This is a genomic window from Pedobacter sp. B4419, assembly GCF_059693725.1.
Window position 1 is genome coordinate 316,534 of record NZ_JCASSL010000002.1, and the last position, 20,746, is coordinate 337,279.

Annotated in this window: 16 protein-coding genes; 6 read left to right on the forward strand and 10 right to left on the reverse strand. The window is 42.6% G+C overall.

The features are described 5' to 3' along the window. Window positions 1–213: 213 nt before the first annotated feature. The gene (locus AC570H_RS13065; RefSeq protein ID WP_497355491.1) at window positions 214–2,496 is read left to right on the forward strand and encodes an aconitate hydratase; all 2,283 of its coding nucleotides are present in this window, start codon (window positions 214–216) and stop codon (window positions 2,494–2,496) included. Window positions 2,497–2,659: 163 nt separating this feature from the next. Here AC570H_RS13065 and AC570H_RS13070 read toward each other — a convergent pair whose 3' ends face one another. The 7 genes from AC570H_RS13070 to AC570H_RS13100 all read right to left on the reverse strand — a co-directional run bounded on the left by AC570H_RS13070 (window position 2,660) and on the right by AC570H_RS13100 (window position 11,970). Next, window positions 2,660–2,896 (reverse strand): hypothetical protein, encoded by a 237-nt coding sequence (locus tag AC570H_RS13070; protein ID WP_497355493.1) that lies wholly within the window; start codon window positions 2,894–2,896, stop codon window positions 2,660–2,662. Window positions 2,897–3,014: 118 nt separating this feature from the next. Continuing rightward, window positions 3,015–3,428, reverse strand: a complete 414-nt coding sequence (locus AC570H_RS13075; protein ID WP_497355495.1) for a hypothetical protein — start codon at window positions 3,426–3,428, stop codon at window positions 3,015–3,017. 322 nt (window positions 3,429–3,750) lie between these two features. Further along, complete coding sequence (locus tag AC570H_RS13080) at window positions 3,751–5,157, reverse strand: c-type cytochrome domain-containing protein (RefSeq protein ID WP_497355497.1); 1,407 nt, start codon at window positions 5,155–5,157, stop codon at window positions 3,751–3,753. Window position 5,158: 1 nt separating this feature from the next. After that, on the reverse strand, window positions 5,159–6,091 hold the full coding sequence (locus tag AC570H_RS13085) for a sugar phosphate isomerase/epimerase family protein (RefSeq protein ID WP_497355499.1): 933 nt from the start codon (window positions 6,089–6,091) through the stop codon (window positions 5,159–5,161). A gap of 58 nt (window positions 6,092–6,149) precedes the next feature. Next, on the reverse strand, window positions 6,150–7,661 hold the full coding sequence (locus AC570H_RS13090) for a DUF1501 domain-containing protein (RefSeq protein ID WP_497355501.1): 1,512 nt from the start codon (window positions 7,659–7,661) through the stop codon (window positions 6,150–6,152). A gap of 5 nt (window positions 7,662–7,666) precedes the next feature. Continuing rightward, window positions 7,667–10,402, reverse strand: a complete 2,736-nt coding sequence (locus AC570H_RS13095; RefSeq protein ID WP_497355503.1) for a DUF1553 domain-containing protein — start codon at window positions 10,400–10,402, stop codon at window positions 7,667–7,669. Window positions 10,403–10,602: 200 nt separating this feature from the next. Then, window positions 10,603–11,970: a GH1 family beta-glucosidase gene (locus tag AC570H_RS13100; RefSeq protein WP_497355505.1), complete on the reverse strand. Its 1,368-nt coding sequence runs from the start codon at window positions 11,968–11,970 to the stop codon at window positions 10,603–10,605. Window positions 11,971–12,040: 70 nt separating this feature from the next. Here AC570H_RS13100 and AC570H_RS13105 point away from each other — a divergent pair, with 70 nt between their 5' ends. After that, a complete protein-coding gene (locus tag AC570H_RS13105) occupies window positions 12,041–14,584 on the forward strand; it encodes a PKD domain-containing protein (protein ID WP_497355507.1) in 2,544 nt (847 codons plus the stop codon). On the opposite strand, the gene AC570H_RS13110 is transcribed toward AC570H_RS13105, so the two are convergent. Next, on the reverse strand, window positions 14,581–16,398 hold the full coding sequence (locus AC570H_RS13110; RefSeq protein WP_497355508.1) for a MutS-related protein: 1,818 nt from the start codon (window positions 16,396–16,398) through the stop codon (window positions 14,581–14,583). The genes AC570H_RS13105 and AC570H_RS13110 overlap by 4 nt on opposite strands. Window positions 16,399–16,529: 131 nt before the next feature. Here AC570H_RS13110 and rlmH point away from each other — a divergent pair, with 131 nt between their 5' ends. The 3 genes from rlmH to AC570H_RS13125 are packed head-to-tail and all read left to right on the forward strand — an operon-like array spanning window position 16,530 to window position 17,891. Beyond that, a complete protein-coding gene (gene rlmH, locus AC570H_RS13115; RefSeq protein ID WP_497355510.1) occupies window positions 16,530–17,003 on the forward strand; it encodes a 23S rRNA (pseudouridine(1915)-N(3))-methyltransferase RlmH in 474 nt (157 codons plus the stop codon). Further along, a complete protein-coding gene (locus AC570H_RS13120) occupies window positions 16,996–17,706 on the forward strand; it encodes a tetratricopeptide repeat protein (RefSeq protein WP_497355511.1) in 711 nt (236 codons plus the stop codon). Before rlmH ends, AC570H_RS13120 begins: the two co-directional genes overlap by 8 nt. A 50-nt stretch (window positions 17,707–17,756) precedes the next feature. Then, window positions 17,757–17,891 (forward strand): hypothetical protein, encoded by a 135-nt coding sequence (locus AC570H_RS13125; RefSeq protein ID WP_497355513.1) that lies wholly within the window; start codon window positions 17,757–17,759, stop codon window positions 17,889–17,891. A 269-nt stretch (window positions 17,892–18,160) separates the two neighbouring features. Here AC570H_RS13125 and AC570H_RS13130 read toward each other — a convergent pair whose 3' ends face one another. Together AC570H_RS13130 and AC570H_RS13135 are read right to left on the reverse strand one after the other, a co-directional pair. Beyond that, window positions 18,161–18,703 carry a DUF5606 family protein gene (locus tag AC570H_RS13130; protein WP_497355515.1) on the reverse strand — a complete coding sequence of 181 codons (543 nt, stop codon included), beginning with the start codon at window positions 18,701–18,703 and terminating at the stop codon, window positions 18,161–18,163. A gap of 136 nt (window positions 18,704–18,839) precedes the next feature. After that, the gene (locus tag AC570H_RS13135) at window positions 18,840–19,298 is read right to left on the reverse strand and encodes a peptidylprolyl isomerase (RefSeq protein WP_497355517.1); all 459 of its coding nucleotides are present in this window, start codon (window positions 19,296–19,298) and stop codon (window positions 18,840–18,842) included. A 262-nt stretch (window positions 19,299–19,560) separates the two neighbouring features. On the opposite strand from AC570H_RS13135, the gene AC570H_RS13140 reads away from it, so the two are divergent. Further along, on the forward strand, window positions 19,561–20,742 hold the full coding sequence (locus AC570H_RS13140; RefSeq protein ID WP_497359153.1) for an asparagine synthetase B: 1,182 nt from the start codon (window positions 19,561–19,563) through the stop codon (window positions 20,740–20,742). Window positions 20,743–20,746: the final 4 nt, after the last annotated feature.

A 20,746-nucleotide genomic window follows, 5' to 3' on the forward strand; every position in this document is an offset into this window, starting at 1 on the left:
TTGTAACTCCATAGCTATCGGCAGAAACTGTAATCAATCTTTGGGTTTTAGATTCTGGTCTCTCTGCCTTATTCCATCTTCCATTTTACACCTTCCATTATTTAGAACATTTCCAAATAATATTAGGAGATACAGATGATACCTTTAAGCCTATTTTTTTTGTAAATTCGCTACCAATTAGACGAATAGATTACCTTTTAACACCAATTATCAATGGCTTTTGATATAGAAATGATTAAAAAGGTGTATGCAAACTTTGGCAGTCGTGTAGAGGCGGCTCGTAAAGTGGTTGGCAGGCCTTTAACACTTTCAGAAAAAATATTATACGCACACCTTTGGGACGGCAATGCCAATACGGCATTTGTTCGTGGAACCGATTATGTAGATTTTGCACCAGACAGAGTGGCTATGCAGGATGCAACTGCGCAAATGGCGCTTTTGCAGTTTATGCAAGCCGGCAGACCACAAGTTGCCGTTCCTTCTACGGTACACTGCGATCACTTAATTACCGCAAAATCGGGTGCCGAGATAGATTTGCCTCATGCAAAAACTGAAAGTGCAGAAGTTTTCGACTTCTTGTCTTCTGTATCAAACAAATATGGCATTGGTTTTTGGAAACCAGGTGCAGGGATCATCCACCAAGTAGTTTTAGAAAACTATGCTTTTCCGGGTGGTATGATGATCGGTACCGATAGCCATACGGTAAATGCCGGTGGTTTGGGCATGGTTGCCATTGGTGTTGGCGGTGCCGATGCCTGCGATGTGATGGCTGGCCTGCCTTGGGAACTTAAGTTTCCAAAATTGATCGGTGTAAAACTAACCGGTAAATTAAGTGGCTGGACTTCGGCCAAAGACGTAATTTTGAAAGTAGCTGGTATCTTAACTGTAAAAGGTGGTACTGGTGCTATTGTTGAATATTTTGGCGAGGGTGCAGAAAACCTAAGCTGTACGGGTAAAGGTACCATTTGTAACATGGGTGCCGAAATTGGTGCAACTACATCTACTTTTGGCTACGATGCCAGCATGGAGCGTTATTTACGCGCCACCAACCGTGCAGAGGTTGCCGATTTGGCCAATGACATTAAAGATTACCTAACTGGCGATTCAGAAGTTTATGCCGATCCTGAGAAATATTTTGATCAATTGATCGAAATCAATCTTTCTGAATTGGAACCTTACCTCAACGGTCCTTTTACACCAGATTTGGCTACCCCTATTTCTCAAATGAAAGAAGTGGCTGCTGCTAACGGCTGGCCTACCAAAGTAGAATGGGGATTGATCGGTTCTTGTACCAACTCTTCGTACGAAGATTTATCCCGCGCTGCTTCTATTGCCCAACAAGCCATTGATAAAGGCTTGATCAAGAAAGCAGAATTTGGAATCAACCCAGGTTCCGAGCAGGTTCGCTACACCGCTAACCGCGATGGCTTATTGGCCACTTTCGAGAACTTAGATGCAACCATCTTTACCAACGCCTGCGGACCTTGTATTGGAATGTGGGATCGCGTAGGTGCCGAAAAACAAGAAAAAAACACCATCGTACACTCGTTTAACAGAAATTTTGCTAAACGTGCCGATGGCAATCCTAATACTTTTGCCTTTGTAACTTCGCCAGAAATTGTAGCTGCTTTGGCTATTGCCGGCGATTTGAGCTTTAACCCATTAACCGATACCTTAACCAACGATAAAGGCGAGCAGGTTAAACTAGATGAGCCAACTGGCTGGGAATTGCCAACTAAAGGCTTCGCAGTTGATGATGCCGGTTACCAGGCTCCTGCCGAAGATGGTTCTGGCGTTCAGGTTTTGGTTTCTCCAACTTCACACCGCTTGCAATTGTTAGATCCATTCGCAGCTTGGGAAGGCACAGACCTGAAAGGCTTGAAACTTTTGATCAAAGCAAAAGGCAAATGTACTACAGACCATATTTCTATGGCTGGTCCATGGTTGAAATTCAGAGGTCACTTAGACAACATCTCTAACAATATGTTGATTGGTGCGGTGAATTACTTCAACGATAAAACAGATACCGTTAAAAATGAATTAACTGGAGAGTATGGTCCGGTTCCTGCTACCCAACGCGCTTACAAAGCTGCTGGCTTAGGCTCGGTAGTAGTAGGCGACGAAAACTATGGCGAAGGTTCATCTCGTGAGCACGCCGCTATGGAGCCTCGTCATTTGGGCGTTCGTGCAGTATTGGTAAAATCTTTTGCCCGTATCCACGAAACCAACCTGAAAAAACAAGGTATGTTGGGCTTAACTTTTGCCGACAAGGAAGATTATGACAAGATTAGAGAGGACGATACTTTAGATATTATTGGCCTTACTACATTTGCACCAAATGTTCCTTTGCAAATGGTATTGCACCATACTGATGGCACTCAGGAAACCATTACAGTTAACCATAGCTATAATGCGCAACAAATTGAGTGGTTTAAAGCTGGTGGTGCGTTAAATATCATCCGTAAAGAAGCGGCAGCTAAAGCGGCTCAAGCCTAAGAGGAATAAAGAACAAGGATAAAGAGCAAAGTTTGAAGTTAAAGTCCCTCATTGTTCATTGATCCTTAATACTTTATCAAAATAAAAAATCCCGTTTCGGTTTCGAAGCGGGATTTTTTTTATAGGAATGTTTGTACTATATCCATTTACTGTGGACTAGCCACTATTCTTCTTCTGTTAATGTATCGGTATTGGCCAAGAATTCGGTTATGGCTTGTACTTCGTTTTCAAATACGTGCAATTGAATGCCGCTGATCGAAGTGTCAAACACAGGATAAACCAAAGCTGCGTTTTCGCCGGTAAGGAAACAGTTAAATCCGGCATCCTTTAATTTAGCTGCTACAATGTTGGCCTCCATCGGGCTTTCGAAAGTTTTATACACTACAATTTTATCGTCCATGCAACAAAGTTAGTAAACAAACTTCGCTTTGCCATCAATACAGCTCACACTTTTAGGAAGCATTGCTAAGCTGTGAGCAGCTATTGCTCTTGATTTAACAGCAGGGGCTTTTGTGTTCTTAATTATTATAGACAAATGTTGGTTTGCCATTAACACATTCTACCCTAGTCGGCGGAACATATCCAATCAAGGTGCATATTTGGTTCTTGTTGTACGTGGCATTAAAAGCTTTTTGCTTTTCGTTATGCGAAGCTACTTTTTCCAAAAGCAATGCTTCATTAATTTTTGTAGAATAAGGAATATACATTGGTACCCAACAAGCACCTTCATTTAGAGCCACAAATTTCCACTCTGCTGCGTTTTCACAACTGAACTGGCTCGACATTTTCAGAATTTCATCCTTTAGCTTGTCCAATTCTTTTTGATCACGTCCTTTCTCAAAAGAATTGTCCTTTTTGCAGTAACTGAGTGAAAAGAGCATAATGAAAAGGCCAGCGCCCAACAATGATTTTTTGAATAATAATCTGTTCATAAAAATTTGTTTACCTAACCATACGTGTCGAAGAACGTAAACGCTACATTATCGGTTCATTTGTTCATTGGCTCATTAGTTCATTGGTTTGTTGGCTGATTGTTCAATTGCCGCATTTTGATCTTGTTGAACTGGCAACTACTAACTGCATAGAGGATTAGCTTATTAGAGGATTGGGTTATTGTTCATTATTGAACTGACAAGCGTAAACTGTTAGCTGATTAACCAATAACATCATTGAACCTGACTCTCAGATCAGGCGAAGCAATCTCATCACGAGAGAGATTGCTTCGTCGTTGCTCTCCTCGCAATGACGAAACTGCTACTCTTTTACTTCGGCAACTTTCACCTCGATGGTATCCTTTGCCAAAGTTGGCACTTGGTAATTGCCCGAATCGATTTTTACGCGTGGAAATGCTTTTTTCAAGCTATTCCAATCTGCTTGCTGTACTTGTGTATGGTAAAGGTAAATGTATGCCAATTTTTTAAGTTGGCTTAATTGGGCCACTCCTTTTGCGGTTACCTTAGTGCCTACCAAACTTAGCGACTGCAACTGATCCAGCGATTTGAGGCTCAGCAAGCCCTTATCGCTAATATTGGTATTGTTCAGACTTAATCGGCTAATATTTTTGCAATCTTTCAAACCTTTTAAAGTGGCATCGTTGGCTAAAGGATGATCAAGTTTTACCCAGATCAGCTGCTCTTTAATGGCCTTGATCTTGTCCATTACCGTATCGGCCAGCGAAACCGCATTGATAAAATTGGCACTCAAATAATTGCTGTTTTGCGCTACAGGAACAACCATTATACCGGCATTTTTCAAAGTTTGCAGTGCTTTCTCATCTGCCGCACCTACTTCCTTCTCGGGGATAAGGTTCAGTTTATTTTCGGAAGTGGCTGCTATTCCTTTTTGAAGGGCGAGCAAAATTGGTTTGATGTTTCCGGATTGGTTCAATTCTTTAACTTTCTTGTTAAATGGGGCTCCATTATTGATCCACCATTTTAAAAGCTCTATTTCATTGGTCGTTAATTGTGGCTTTTCTTTAGGCGCCATGTGATCTTCATTGCTGATGGGCAACAATAGGCGTTTGATCAATTCACTTTCATCGGCTTTGCCCGGTACAACTGTATGACCACCTTCTCCTCCTTTTAAAATGAACTCTTGCGCATCGAGCCTTAACTTGCCTTTTTGTTTTTCGCTGCCATGACAACTGTAGCATCTATTTTTAAGCAAAGGCTGAATGGCTGATTCGTAAATCAATGCTTCTTGGATATTTGGAATCGGCGGGATGGCTGCCGTGTTTTTTGATCCCCCTTCCTTTAACGGAGCCGTTAAGTAATCGGAGCCGTGGGTTAACGAGCCGCCCATATGTCCGGTAACAGAAATCAACACGATGAGTGCCAATGCGGTAAGTCCAGATAGCTTATTCGATTTTGAGTATTTATAAATCAGCAACAATAGCAATGATATCGCCGCAGTGGCAATCCCCATCCACTGGTGGTTACTCACCAATTTGCCATCGTAATCGCCACTATTGGCCAAAAAATAGCCTGTAATGCAAGAAAATATAGCGCCCAGCATACCAAAAAACAAAGTGATGCCGATGGCAGGCTTCAATGTCTCGAATTTTGGCCTTAGGCTGAGCAGGATAAAAAGGCAAGCAATTAATAAAATCCCGATAGGCAAGTGCACCAGTACAGGGTGAAAGCGTCCTAAAAATTCCAGCATCTTATTGGTATCTTTTTCTTAAAAGTTTCATCATATATACGTTAATGGCCCATTGATCGGCCACTGGCTGACGTGTATAGGGCATTGTCTGCATGTAATCTGCAGGTCCAAACTCTGTAAGAATGGTCATGCGCTCACCCTTTTGTTTTTTACGTTCTATGATTTTGTCCCACCATGCCAAATGCGCCTTTACCGCACTCTCCCACTCTGGCGCCCTTGGGTCGTTTACTTGGGGTCCTTCTGGATGTCCTATCCTAGAATGGATGTGTTCGCAACGCGACAAGAGAAAATCTATAGTTTCTTTTTGATCGCTCAATAAGCTCTCGTGTACGTTGCACCAATGCGAAATATCCAATGTTAAGCGGAGATCGGGATTTCTTTCGGCAAAATCTTTAGTAATATGGGCCGCAAACATCATCCTGCCACGATGGGTTTCGTGATAAATCGGTATACCAGAAGCCTTTGTTTTAGCCGTGGTGTAATCTATAAATTTTTTGTTCTGCTCATACGTGAAATAATCCCGGCCCGAATGGCAATTGATATATACTGGCTTCTGATAAGAATTAGCACAAATGGCATCCAGGTTTTTCTTGAACAAGGTCAAATGTTCGTCGGCATTAGCCTGATAGCCTCCACAGAGAAAACCAATTTGCAGGTTATGCTTTTTAACGGCATCGAATAATTCTTTTTGATCTTCGGCTTTATCTGTCCACCACACTTCTATGCCTTCATAGCCTTCTTTCTTGGCTGCCGCACAAAATTCATCCCTGCTGCCAGCAAAGCCCCAATCGGTTTGCATAAACAACAGTTCATAGCCAGCTCTGGCCCTGATACTCGGTATTTCTTTGGCTGCTAATTCGGCCAATGGATTCAACAGGCCCACTGCCGTAAGTGCAGTGGTATTTTTAATAAAGTTTCTTCTGGTTTGAGACATAGGTAAATGGAGGTTGAGGTAAAAGGTAGAGGGTTTAAAGGTGGGGGTGTGAATTTGTTTAAGCAATAATTTCGTTGATTACTTTGCCACTCACGTCGGTTAGCCTAAATGGCCTGCCTTGGAAAGGATAGGTAAATTCTTCATGGTTAAATCCCAATTGGTTCAAAATAGTGGCCTGAACATCAAAAGCATCAACTTTTCCGCTGATGGCGCTGTAGCCAATTTCGTCGGTTTCGCCATGGGTGAAGCCTTTTTTAACGCCTCCACCGGCCATCCAAATGGTAAATGCCTCGGTATGGTGGTCGCGGCCCTTAAACGGATTTTGCACTCCGTTTCGGTTTTCCATCATCGGTGTGCGTCCAAACTCGCCGCCCCAAACTACTAGGGTTTCTTCGAGCAAGCCCCTTTGTTTGAGGTCGAGCAATAAAGCCGTGATGGGTTTATCAATACTTCTGCATTTGTTTTTAAAGCCTATATTTAACGAACCCCCTGCATGGTCGCCGTGAGTGTCCCAGCCCCAATCGAATAATTGTACATAGCGTACTCCTTTTTCTACCAGTTTACGGGCCAACAATACGTTATTGGCAAAGCAGGCTTTTCCAGGCTCTGTGCCATACATTTCGTGGATATAGGCTGGCTCATCATTGATGTTCATCACTTCTGGCGCAGCGATCTGCATCCGATAGGCCATTTCATATTGAGCGATGCGCGATAAAATCTCCGGATCGTTATATTCTTGGTATTGCTGTTCGTTGGCTTTGTTGATGGCTTCGATCGATGCCTTGCGCAAATCGCGGTTCATGCCATCTGGATCTTTTATAAACAGTACAGGATCGCCTTCGCTTCGGCATTGTACGCCTTGGTAAACAGAAGGCAAAAATCCGCTTCCCCAAACGCTTTTACCTGCATCTGGAAAACTGCCTCCACTGGTTAAAACCACGTAGCCAGGCAAATTCTGATTTTCGGTTCCCAAACCATAGGTTACCCAACTGCCGATACTTGGTCGGCCCAAGCGGGGACTACCGGTATGCACTAGCAGTTGCGCCGGCGCATGATTAAACTGATCTGTTTTTACGGCCTTTAAAAAACTTACCTCATCGGCCATTGTAGAAAAATGTGGCAGGTTTTCGCTAATCAGCGCACCACTTTGTCCGTGTTGTGCAAAATTGGCTTGTGGGCCCAACATTTTTGGTACTCCGGTAATAAAGGCAAATTTTTTACCGGCCAAAAGAGAAGGAGGACAATCTTGTCCATCCATTTTCATCAACTCTGGTTTATAATCAAACAATTCTAGTTGCGATGGGGCACCAGCCATGTGCAGGTAGATCACACTCCTGGCCTTGCCAACAAAGGGTGGCGATTTTGGTAATAAGGGATGCGCCGGATCATAGCTGATCTTGGTTTGTGGCTTGCTGAATAATCCGCCACAGCTACCCAATAAAGAACCCATGGCCAAGCCTCCTAAGCCCATAGCGCTCTCTTTGAGGAAATGTCTCCTGGTAATACCGTTCAATTGGGCTTCTTGAGCTTCTTTAGCCAATTTATGTGCATTTAATTCGTCTCTGGTCATCTGTTTTAGTTTTTGGTTACCACTTCGTCCAAATTGAGCATGGCATTAGCCACCAATACCAATGAGGCATCTTCGGGCCTATACATTTTTTGCTTATCGCCCATAAATGCAGCCGTTGCCTTGGCATCTTTTTTAAAAGTTTGCAATGCTTTTGCATATAAATCTTCGAAGATCTTTAAGCGGTTTTGCGGAATTGGCTTATATAAAATGGCTGCATATCCTTTTGAAATTTGATTTGCGACACTATTTCCGCCCAATTGCTGCATGCGGGAAGCAAAATGCCTTGCCATATCTACATAAACAGAGTCGTTTAATGTAACCAATGCCTGCAAAGGGGTATTGGTGCGTATTCTTCTTGGGCTACAAACTACACGCGATGCACCATCAAAGGCAATTGCCGAAGGATAGGGTGCTGTACGCTTCCAATAGGTATAAATTCCCCTGCGATACTGGTCTTCGCCACTGCTCTTAGTCCATTTGGCTCCGTTGTAGGGAGAAAACCATATGCCTTCTGGCTGCCAAGGCATTACCGGCGGGCCATACATTTTAGTGCTCAATACCCCGCTAATGGTCAATCCCTGATCTCTTACTTGTTCGGCGCTGAGCCTTACCCTTGCCCCTCTTGCATAAAACTTATTAAAGATGTCTTTTTCCTTCAGTTCTTCCGAAACTTTCGAATCTTGTCGGTAAGTAGCTGTCAGCACCATCTCCTTGAGCATTTTCTTTACGCTCCAGTTGTATTGGTTCATCAATTGGTAGGCCATGTAATCCAAAAGCTCTTGATGGGTTGGCGCCATGCCTTGTGTTCCCATGTCTTCGAGTGTTTCGACCAAGCCTGCACCAAACAGCTGTTCCCAAAGCCGGTTTACCATCGTTCTTGAAACCAAGGGATTTCGCTTATCGGTTAGCCACATGGCCAAACCCATTCTATTGTTAGGTGCGTTTTTGGGCATGGCATAGGCCAAGGAGTTAGGCACGCCTACTTTTACTTCTTTTCCTTTTGAGGTCCAGGCACCGCGCTCAAACACAAAGTTTTTACGTTGCATGGCCGTAGGATTATCAATCATGATCGGCGTGGTAGGTACCGAAGCATTGAGCAAGTCGTTAAATGTTTTTTTGTAAGCGGCGTATCCTGGCCTTCCTTTACCAGGAAATTGAGGCGCAAAGTGAAACCAGTCGAAAAACACCAAAAATTCATCTGGATTTTTAATGCTTGGGTTGGTATAAGTGAGGTAAACATCATGAATACCGCTTTGCACCTTAAAATCGACGTATACATTTTGATAGCTAGGTCCAACAGCCAATGGCCAAGAGGCAAGTAGTGGTCCATTAGGCGAGTCGACACGTAAACTCATCTTTCCCCCTGGCTTATTGCAATTATACCTGAAAATGAGCTGATCAACCTTGTTCAGGTCAACCGCTTTTAAACGAGCCACTGCGTTATTCTTAAAAAACAAGGCAATATTGTTGTTTCCGATTACGGCATTTTTGAGTTCGTCGGCAGTAGTAGAATTGATGGATGGCTGTCCGGTTTTTAAGAAAAGATTAATTGCTTTGGCCCTTTCCGGCGATTCGGCCTGAGCTACCCAGGCATTAAGTTTTTTTAATTCGTTGCTTAGCGAGTCGTTAAACTGCTTAAGCAATGGATATTCTGAGGCGATATCTTCATCGCGGGTATTGTTAAAATAAGACATGAATTTATAGTACTCATCATGCTTAAAAGGGTCGTAAGGATGGCTATGGCATTGCACACAGGCAAAAGTGGTGCTCATTAATCCTTCCCAAGTCGCATTTACGCGATCGAGGACCGCAGCCGTTCTAAATTCTTCATTATTGGTTCCGCCCTCGTCGTTGGTTGGCGTATTGCGACTAAAGGCGGTAGCGATGTACTGCGCATCTGTAGGATTGGGCAATAAATCTCCGGCCACCTGCTCAGTTACAAATTGGTTATAAGGCATATCTGCATTAAAAGCCTTAATCACCCAATCCCTATAGGCCCATATGTTTCTGTTTGGATCCGATTCATAGCCTTTGGTATCGGCATAACGGGCAATATCGAGCCACATCGAAGCCCAACGCTCGCCAAAACGCGGAGAAGCCATGAGCGAATCGACCAACAATTGATAACCCTTTGCTTCATCTTTATTGTTCAGGTATAAATTGGCTAATTTTTCTGAAGGAAGCGTGCCGATCAAATCTAAACTAACCCGTCTCAACAAAGTGGCTTTATCTGCCTGTGGCGATGGCTTTAACTTATTTTCTTCCAGCTTCGCATAAATAAACTTATCGATGTTGTTGCGTGTCCAGTCATTTTCAACATCAGGTACAGGCACTTCTTTTACGGAAACATAGGCCCAGTGGTTGCCCCATTTTGCACCCTGTTTAACCCAAGTGCTTAAAATATCTATTTCGTTTTGACTGAGGGCTTCGTGTTTATAAGGCATTCTTTGCTCAGGGTCGTTTGAGGTTAGGCGCTTGATAAACTCGCTGTCTTCGGGATGCCCAGGAATGATTGCCGCTTTTCCACTTTTGGTAGGCGCCAAAGCTTCCTCCCTAAACAAGACGCTAAATCCGCCCTGTTGCTTTACGCCTCCGTGGCAGGATATGCATTTCTTATTGAGAATGGGCTTTACCTCAGCATTGAAGTCGATCTGCTTTTCGGCAGAAAATAAGGAAAAAGCAACCAAACCCGTGGCAATTACAAAGACCGTTGCCACAAGGATTTTTTTTTGTGATAGCATAAACAATTTTTTGTTGTTAAAGTGCTATACCGAAATAATTAAAACAGTATAGGTAGATACTTAAATTTCCTCAAACTAAAGCACAATAACAATATCCAATATTATGTTAAAAATGGACTATTTTATGGAATTTACCTCGCAAAGAAGCCAACATCCTAAAGATTGGTGAGAAAGTTGGAGTATAGGGTAAAAAAGTTGTATTAAGCCTTGAGAAAACTTTGCCACCAGTGACCGGAATCTTTAATGGTGCGTTGTTGGGTTTTGAAATCGTTGTGCACAATCCCAAACCTGGCTTGATAACCTTCGGCCCATTCGAAATTATCCATTAATGTCCAAACCATGTAACCTGTAATAGGGATGCCTTCATTTTTGGCTTTGAGCAAGGCCTCTAGGTATAATTTAAAAAACTCGATCCGATCCTCATCAGCGATCTTGTTGTCTATTAATTTATCGTTAAAGGCCGCTCCATTTTCTGTAATGATCAGCTCCTTTACATTCGGGTAGCTGGCAAACTGCTTGATGATATTGTAGAAACTATCGGCATTAATCTCCCATCCCATTGCCGTATGTGGCTTGTTTCTATTTTTTGCCTTTACTTCCCAGGCCTGTACAACCGGAATAAATGCATTGTACTTAACCACCAATGGAAAATAATTCTGCAATCCGATGAAATCAAAATCGAAAGTCATGCGCTGTGCATGTCGCCAAGTGGAGTGGCTTACGGCAAATTTTTCTAGCACGTCCCAATCGGCCGTAGGAAAACCCATGCCCAAAGCAGGTTCTACAAACAAGCGGTTCATGAGGCAATCTACCCGTTTAGCGGCCAAAAGATCATTGGCGCTACGCGAATAAGGGATAATTTCTGAGCAGGAAAACGTGGTTCCTATACGGGCATTGGGTACTTCAGCGCGTAAAATGTGGCCACCATCTGCCTGCGCGATGGCCGTATGCTGTGTGGCTGCCAGAAAATTGGTGAGCCCAGTTTCGCCAGGTGCGTGGATGCCCAACATATAACCTAAGGAGGTAAACCCAAAGGGCTCGTTAATTACGATCCAGTTTTTCACTTTATCGCCATAGGTTTTGGCGCAAAGCATTACAAATTCGTTAAAATCGGCATTGATGCTAAATACTGTCCATCCGCCCACCTGCGAGAGAGCTTCGGGCAAATCCCAATGGTACAAGGTTACATAAGGAATAAGCCCCTGCTCCAGGCATTCGTCAATTACGTTATGGTAAAACCTGATTCCTTCTTCATTGATAGGCCCTTTGCCCAAGGGCAACAATCGAGGCCAGGAAATAGAAAAGCGAAAAACCTTAAAACCCAAAGCTTTTACCAATGCAATGTCTTCGTGATAGCGATGATAAAAATCGCAAGCCATTTCGAGATGAGCCCCTTTTTTGATTTTTCCTGTTCTTTTGGCAAAGGTATCCCAAATAGAAGCCCCTTTTCCATAATTGCTGGCCGCGCCCTCTATTTGGGCTGCTGCTGTAGCTACTCCCCATAAAAAATCATCACCAAAATCGCTGGCTTTAATCATCTGCTTATCTATAATTTTAGCTAAGGTCAATTATTTCTGTTAATTTAATATTAACATTTATGTTTTGCCCAAGCAAAGCTTTTTTTTCTATTTTTATGAAATGACGCGCTTGATTATCATCTGTTTATGTTTATGGGCTTTTGCGGCCCGCGCCACTCGCGTTCCACCAAGCAACGATGATATAGAAAAAGCCATCAACCTAGCCAATACCGATGCTTTTTGCAGCGAAGAAGCCAAGTTCAGCAACATCGAAGCAACCAGTAGCCCAAGAGGTACGCCACTCAACTGGAATGGAAGCGTTGGCAAAGACGTATGGTTTAAATTCACCGTAACCAAGTTCGATGTCAATATTACGGTAAGCGGCAAAGATAATCCCTCAAGCCCAAATACACTCACCAATCCGCTCATTGCACTTTATACTTTTGATCCGGCCACCAATTCAATAGGCGAACTCAACACCAACATGTTGACCTCTAACAGCAATGTAACGAGTATAACCAAAGGCGGATTAATCCCCGGCCAGATTCTTTTCATCAGGGTAAGTGCGGCCCAGGATAATGAAGGCACATTTAAGATCTGCGTGAATAATTTCTTCGCCCCGCTCAAACCCGGACAAGATTGTGGGACGGTTTCTATTCTTTGCAAAATGGAAGAATTTACCCAAAACAACGTTACTGGAGCCGGCACCAGAAACAATGAGGCTGCCGGAACCTGTTTGAACATTGAATCGAATTCGGCTTGGTACATGTGGACCGCAGGCAAAGATGGCGCATTTACCTTTACCATTACGCCTACCGTTCGGGATAATGATATTGACTGGGTTTTATTTGACCTTGGCCCTGGCGGAGATTGTAGTCAGGTAACCGCAGCAAATGCTATCCGGTGTGCTGCTGGCCATGGCATTACCTGTAATCCGTTTTATAACCAAACCGGCCTAAGCATGACGGAAACCGATTTGCGGGAAGAGCTGGGCTGCGTGCCTGGCCAAAATGGTTTCGTAAAGTATGTAGATATGATAGCGGGCCACAACTATGCCTTGATTGTAGATAATTTTTCAGCTGGCAACAATGGCTTTCATATCGAATTTGGGGGCACAACGGAATTTGTTGGTCCAACAGCCGAAATCAAAATAGACAAGATCAATCCTTGTACCACGCAGCAAAATTATACTTTTACCAGCCTTTCTTCTAATTACAATACTTTGAAGTGGACATTTGGAGATGGCGCCAATATAGCCAACGCCACTACCGAAGGTCCATTTAACATTACCTACTCCACTCCGGGAGAGAAAACGGTGGTACTCGAAGCAAAGGGAGCCAATGGTTGCACGGTGTACAGTACGGTTAAGTTTATCGTGGCCAACACACCTGCGCCACCCGTAATTACGCCATCGGCCCTAAAACTTTGTGTTGGAGAAACCTTGAAACTGAGTACGCCTGAGCTCGACTTGGCTACCTATCATTGGACAGGGCCAAATGGCTTTACCTCAGATCAGCAAAACCCTGAAATTGCCATTACCGGACCTGAAAACGCCGGCGATTACAAACTTTTTGTACAGGTTGGCGATTGCGCAAGTGCAGTAACTACCTTAACTATTCCTCCCATTTTTTTAAAGCCTGAAGCTTTGTTTGAAATTGTAGCCAGCAATCCTTGTTTGCCTAACCAGAGCTTCACTTTGGTTAATAAATCGACCAATTTTACCACTGCAACCTGGAATGTAGGCAGCGACGTTGGCACATTTACAACCGCAGCCAATGGCGATAGGATTTTAACCTACACCAGCGTGGGTACCAAGACCATTACCCTTACCGTAGAAAATCCGAACGGTTGCGCAGTGAGTACGACCCAAGAGATCAATGTGCAATTCAAGCCTGCAACGCCGGTAATTGCTTCGAATCAGACTAAATTTTGTATTGGCGACGTAATGAAATTGGAAATTGCCGAGGCAGTTGGCGTTACTTACGAGTGGACCGGACCAAACGGCTTTACTGCCAATACGCCTAAATTAGAAGTCTCCTTAACTAATTTCAACCAGTCAGGCATTTATCAGATCATCCTAAAGATTGGCAACTGCCAAAGCGACCCCGTACAGTTTGTAGTGCCACCGATTGCCAAAATACCTGTAGCCATTTTTAATACCGAGCCTCAATTTAATGCCAAATTTTCTGCTCCGCTACCCGTAGTGTTTACCAATAATTCTAAGGAAGCCGATACCTACTTATGGAACTTTGGCGATGGCAGCCAATCAACCGAAGCAAGTCCAACACATACCTATACGCAAAGTGGTACTTTTAAAATTACCTTAACCGCCTATGCAGACGAGGGTTGTTCAAATTCGGTAACCAAAGGCGATTTGGTGATCTTAAAAAATGCTTCTTTATTTGTACCCAATGCTTTTTCGCCAAATGGAGATGGCATTAACGACGAGTTTGTGGTGAGTATTACCAATCTCAAAAAATACCATCTTTTTGTTTACTCGAGAGTGGGTGAAAACCTGTTTCAGACTACTAGTATCTTCGAAAACTGGAAAGGCACCTATAACAACAAAGCGGTACCGGTTGGGGTATATTACTATGTAGTTTTAGGCAAGAACCTTACCAATCAGGATGTAAAATATACAGGGTCGATTACCTTGATCCGCTAGTTTTGCTCTTCCAGTTCCAAACCGATTTCTTTTAACAGGATAGCCGCGTTAAAAGTACTGCAAGACCCATTCTTCAGTTTGTAATCAAAGTTCATCTCGCCTTGGCTGAGTTGGATATCAAAATGGAAGTTCCGTACCTTTTCTGGATGGATTTCTTTGAGTTCAGACAGTTGCAGGTCGTGCGTGGCAAACAGGGTTGGTGTTTGGAGTTCAATCATTTTCTCGATAAACACCTTTGAACCCAAATATTTATCACGACTGTTGGTACCCCTCAGCATTTCGTCAATTAAAACCATGGCATTTTCGGTAGCCTTTACCGTGTTTAAGATCATCTTTAACCTGTTCAGCTCTGCCTTAAAAGTAGATGTACTTTCTTTTAGCGAATCTACGATACGCATATAGGTCACCAATTTCAAAATAGACAGTTTCATTTCCTTTGCACAAACCGGTGCGCCGGCATAGGCTAGTATCATATTTATGCCAACGGTTCTTAAAAAAGTACTTTTCCCAGCCATATTAGAGCCGGTTACAATATCAACAGTAGCCTGCCCACCTACCTCGTAATCATTATACACCCTTCCCTGTGGCTTGATTAAGGGATGGCCCAATTGGCTTGCACTTAGCGAGAAATTAGCTTCGATTGTCGGAAAAGTCCATTCAGGCTCGTTGTGCATCAAGGTTGCCACCGAAATCAGTTCTTCAAAATAGCCGATCCGATCTAAGCCGTTTTCCACTTCGGCAGTAGCATTCCATTGGTCTAGTTTAATGCAACAATCCAAATCCCACAACAAGAAGAAATTAAGAATGCCGCTCAGCAATATGTTTAGCCTGGCATCGAAGGCCTGTATAATCTTCGACAGCTTTTTAATCTGTGCGCTTACTTTCTCTTCCGAAGAAAAGAGGTTTTTGATATAATTGCTTTTCCAGTTGAGTTCTTCAGTCCATTTAATTGCCGTGGCGTAATCGTTAAGCAAAGCTGAACTCCCGCTAAAGCCATAATAAACCATATTTATTTGCTTAGCAAAATAAAAGCTGAGCGTTGCATTGATAAAAGCGATTAAGATCAGGATCGTCCACAACTTACCGCCTAACAGTATTGCCGCAAGCGTTAAAACAGTAGCGATATAAGGCAAAACCTTGATGTAAAGTCTCAACAAAGGTTTTTTGGTAAATACCAGCTGTTTGGTTAATTGGCCTTTCAGTTTTTGTTTAATCTGTTCGATTTTGTCTACATCGTGACCCTTTAGGTTGGCCCGAAATCCAAAAGTAAGGTCAATATGGCTGGCCATTTCCTGAACAGCTTCTTGCCTCGCTAGTATGCCTTCTTTGGTATCGGTTAAGGAAAAGCTTTTTGCCAAGCGAGTTGTACCTATCTTGGTAACACATCTATTGAGGAGGGCATATAGAGAGCCTCTTCCAAAAACATCAAGATCTGAAGTATAGGGATGCAATTCGTCTTTAAAAGCCTCGCCATCGTTATATTTGTTTTCGTTGCCGTTTAACAGCCCCAATTCATTTTCATAAACCCATAAAAGGTTGCTCAGGTAATCTCTCTTCTTGCTCAGGGCATTTTGCTTTTTAACCGTTAATATAAAAACAGCGATAGGCAAGAGTAAAAGCATCCCCCTCAACCAGGTTTCCGTATCGCTAACCGATTTCACAAAAAGCACAAAAAATGCGATTTCTACCAGCAACAATGCAATGCGAACCATGGATAGCTTGTCGATGCTTTTTTTGAGGCCATCGATGATACCGATCAGCTCTGTTGCACCCAACTTATATTTGTTTTCAATTTCTTGCTGGCTTTTTAACATTATATTTGTGGTTTGATTGCGCGCCAAAGATACTAAGAAAAGAATGAGAGGCAGAAGGTAAAAAAGACCAAACGCCTAGCTCTACCTTATCATTCTCTCATTCAAAACTCGATCGTTCAAAATTATTACAGATGAAGATAACGCTAATAGCCGTTGGCAAAACAGAAGACAAGTACTTGATCGAAGGCATTGAAAAATACCTCAATCGACTAAAGCATTATATCAACTTTAGTTTTGCCATCATTCCAGATGTAAAGAACACCAAAAACCTGACCGAGGCACAGCAAAAGAGCAAGGAAGCAGAACTGATCAGCAAACAAATCAATCCAGGCGATGTAGTGATGCTTTTGGACGAAAAAGGAAAGAAGCACAGTTCTGTTTCTTTTGCCGAATATTTAAACAAGCAGATGATTGGAAGCGTACAGCACCTCGTGTTTATAATTGGCGGTCCTTATGGTTTCGATGAAAGCATTTACAAACGTGCCAATGGCAGCGTATCGCTTTCAGACATGACTTTTTCACATCAAATGGTGCGTCTTTTCTTTGTTGAACAATTGTACCGAGCCTTTACCATCTTAAAAAACGAACCATACCACCATGCGTAGCATCCTATTTATTATTGTTGCTTTTTTTATTTTTGGGTATGCCTGTGCTCAGGACACTAGCGCCGATCATTTCAATACGGGTATAGGCAAAGCGCGACAAAAAGATTATGTGGGTGCGATCCAATCCTACAACAAAGCTATTGAACTGGACTCTGCCGATTGGCAACTCTATTACAATCGGGGCCTTGCCAAAAAAGACCTGAAAAACTATACAGCTGCCTTGGCCGATTTCACCCATGCTATTAAATTGGCCCCTGCAAATGAAATCCTTTTTTACAGCAGCGGCATTACCAAATACATGCTCAAGGATTTTGCTGGCGCCATTGCCGACCTGGATAAATTGATTAGTCTCGATCGTGATTATCCAGCTGCTTACCTGATTAGGGGAAATGCAAATAGGGAGCTTAAGAAAAACAAAGAAGCCATTGCCGATTATGGTCAGGCAATTAAGGCAGATCCAAAGGAAGAGGAAGCCTATTTTCAGCGAGGGGTTTTATTGGGCTACCAAAAAGATTTTGCTGGGGCTGTGGCCGATTTTTCCAAAGCCATTGCCCTTAATCCACAAAATGCCAATGCTTATGTGAACAGAGGCTTGGCCAGACTCAACAACAAACAAAAGGAAGAAGCTTGCAGCGATTTTAAAAAAGCAATAGCTTTAGGCCATACTAATGCCAAACAAATGTTGGCCTCGTATTGCAAATAATTTATGGAAATGTTTTAGCATTTTCATCGTTTTAACAAAAAGGAGGATTTATGTTACCGAGTGATTATAAAAGGAAATACAAGTTCAGAACCGATAATTCCAAAGAGAAAAAAGTAATGAATATTACCATTATCATATTGGTTATAATGGTGGTAGCCTGGTATGCTTATAAGTATTTTGCTTAGTTTTTTTGTTCGTTTTCAGTTTGTTAGTTATTCGTTGCTGGTTTTTAGTTGTTCGTTGCCCGTTGTTAGTTATTAGTTGTTCGTTTAACTGCAAAGACGTGAAGAAAAGAAGCTAATAATTAAAATACTTAGGATAAAGATTTGTCATCCAGAGCAAAGCGAAGGATCTATTTCAAGATAGGTCCCGGATTAGGTTCAGGACAACGAGTACATAACAAAAAAAGCACCAGCTCTTTCGAGTGATGCCTTCATATCGTTAAAAACGTTAATTAAACGCCTTTTTTGCTGGTCATGCTGGCCTTTTTGGCTGGCGCCGATGTTTTGGTAGTTGGTGCTTTTGCATTACTCGGCTTGGCCTTAGGCGTAACGGTTTTAGCTTTCTTCTCTACTTTTTCATCAGCTTTTGCTTCTGTTTCAGTGCCTTCAGGCTGCTCTGTAAACAAAGGCAGGTCCTTTAGCAATTGATACCAAGTCAAGATTTTCTTCATGTCAGAAGCATATACTTTTTCCTGATCGTGGCCAGGCGCTACTTCAACAAAGAAGCCACGCAATACCTTGCCATCTGCTTTGCTATCGGGAACAGCGCTCTTGCTAGCTGCAATGTTAGCCAATACATCAACCAATTTCAATTCTTCGTCTTCACCATAAATGGTTATATCTTCTAACGAAGCCAATTTGGTTGTAGAAATATTAGCTACAATCTTTAACTTTTGTTCGTCTAGGCTTTCTAAAACGTAGCCTACTTTGTTTTGTCCAACCAGCTTGAACAAGCCTGGTCTGCCAGATACGGCTACAATTCCTCTTAAATTCATATCAGTGCGTTTGGCGCTCAGCGTTTGGAGGGTGGCGTGTATTTATTGCTTAACCCTATTCGCTGTACGCTGTTGTTTATTATTTTACGTGGACGTTGCGGGTTAATGCTTGCGCTTAACCCTAATCGCTCAACGCTTAGTCTTCTATAACTTCTACACCTAAAATCTTGTCGCCTTGTCTAATATCGTCAACAAGATCAACATTTTCAACCACCTTGCCAAAACAAGTGTGATTGCGATCTAAATGTGCAGTATTGTCTCTGCTGTGGCAAACAAAAAATTGTGAGCCTCCTGTATTTCTTCCGGCATGTGCCATAGATAATACGCCACGGTCGTGATATTGGTTCTCTCCATCCAGCTCGCAATCAATTTTGTAGCCAGGACCACCTGTACCAGGCATACCAGTTGCACCATCTTTAGAATTAGGGCAACCGCCTTGGATAACAAAATTTGGAATTACACGGTGAAAAGTAACGCCATCATAAAAGCCTTCTTTAGCTAATTTTTTAAAATTGGCAACAGTATTAGGGGCATCTTTATCATAGAACTCCACGGTCATATCACCTTTTTCAGTCTTTATTATTGCTTTGCTCATTTTATATTTTATTGTGAAGAGACAAATTTAACAAATTGAAACGATTAGCCCTACATCTCTGCCACAAATCGTTGCAAAGAAATTCAAATTTGATATGAAACCTGCCATTTTAACGTTTTTATGAACGTAATAATTTTAGATTAGCCTCCAAAAAATATACATTCGCATAGTACGTATCCATATGGCTTTAAATAAATATTGTTTAATCGTTTGTTTGCTGTTGCTTTCTATAGCAAGCAGGGCTTCTTCTATCTTGATTTACATGGATGAAGACCAAAAAAACCATCTTAAAGCCTATGGCATTGCCTATTGGAGCATTAAGCAACAGGTAGAGGTAGAATGGCTGCTCAACTATCGGGGCGGCAGTTTTTTGGTAAAGTATGCCAAGCCCGTTGAAGACGAATGCAAAATCCGTGGTGTTTCTTATGAGGTGATAGCTGATGGAAAAGCCAGTGCCATTTTAAACGAGATCAACAATCCGGATGTAAACATGGAAATGGTGAAATTGGAAAAGGCACCTAAAATTGCTGTTTACTCGCCCAAAAGCAAATTGCCTTGGGATGATGCGGTGACTTTAGTGCTTACCTATGCCGAAATTCCTTATGATGTTATCTATGACGACGAAATATTAAAAGACAAACTCAGCAGCTACGATTGGTTGCACCTGCACCACGAAGATTTTACGGGGCAGTACGGGCGCTTCTGGAACTCATTCAGAAATGCCACCTGGTACCAGGATGATGTGAAATACCAAGAAGCCGCAGCCAAAAGGAACGGATTTAAAAAGGTATCTGAAATGAAATTGGCGGTTGCCAAGCACATTAAAGAGTTTTGTGCAGGCGGCGGATTTTTATTTGCCATGTGTTCGGGTACTGACAGTTTTGATATCGCCTTGGCCGCAGAAGGCGTAGACATTGCCGAAAGCATGTTTGATGGCGATGGCACCGATGCCAATGCACAAAACAAGCTTAACTACAACAACAGCGTAGCCTTTCAGAATTTCAAGATAGACATGAACCCTGAGCGTTATGAATTTTCGGATATTGATGTTACCCAAACCCGTAATTTTAACGCCAGCAACGATTTTTTCACTTTGTTTGATTTCTCTGCCAAATGGGATCTGGTACCTACCATGCTAACCCAAGACCACGACAAGGTAATTAAAGGCTTTATGGGGCAAACTACTGCTTTTAGAAAGAATTTGGTTAAACCCAGCGTTACCATTTTGGGCGAAAACAAAGGTGGCGGCGAAGTGCGTTACCTGCATGGCGAAATTGGCAAAGGACAGTTTACTTTTTATGGAGGACACGATCCCGAAGATTACCAGCACCAAGTAAACGATCCACCTACCGATTTAAGCCTGCACCCCAATTCTCCGGGCTACCGCCTGATTTTGAACAATGTGCTCTTCCCTGCCGCCAAAAAGAAACCGCAGAAGACCTAGCCTC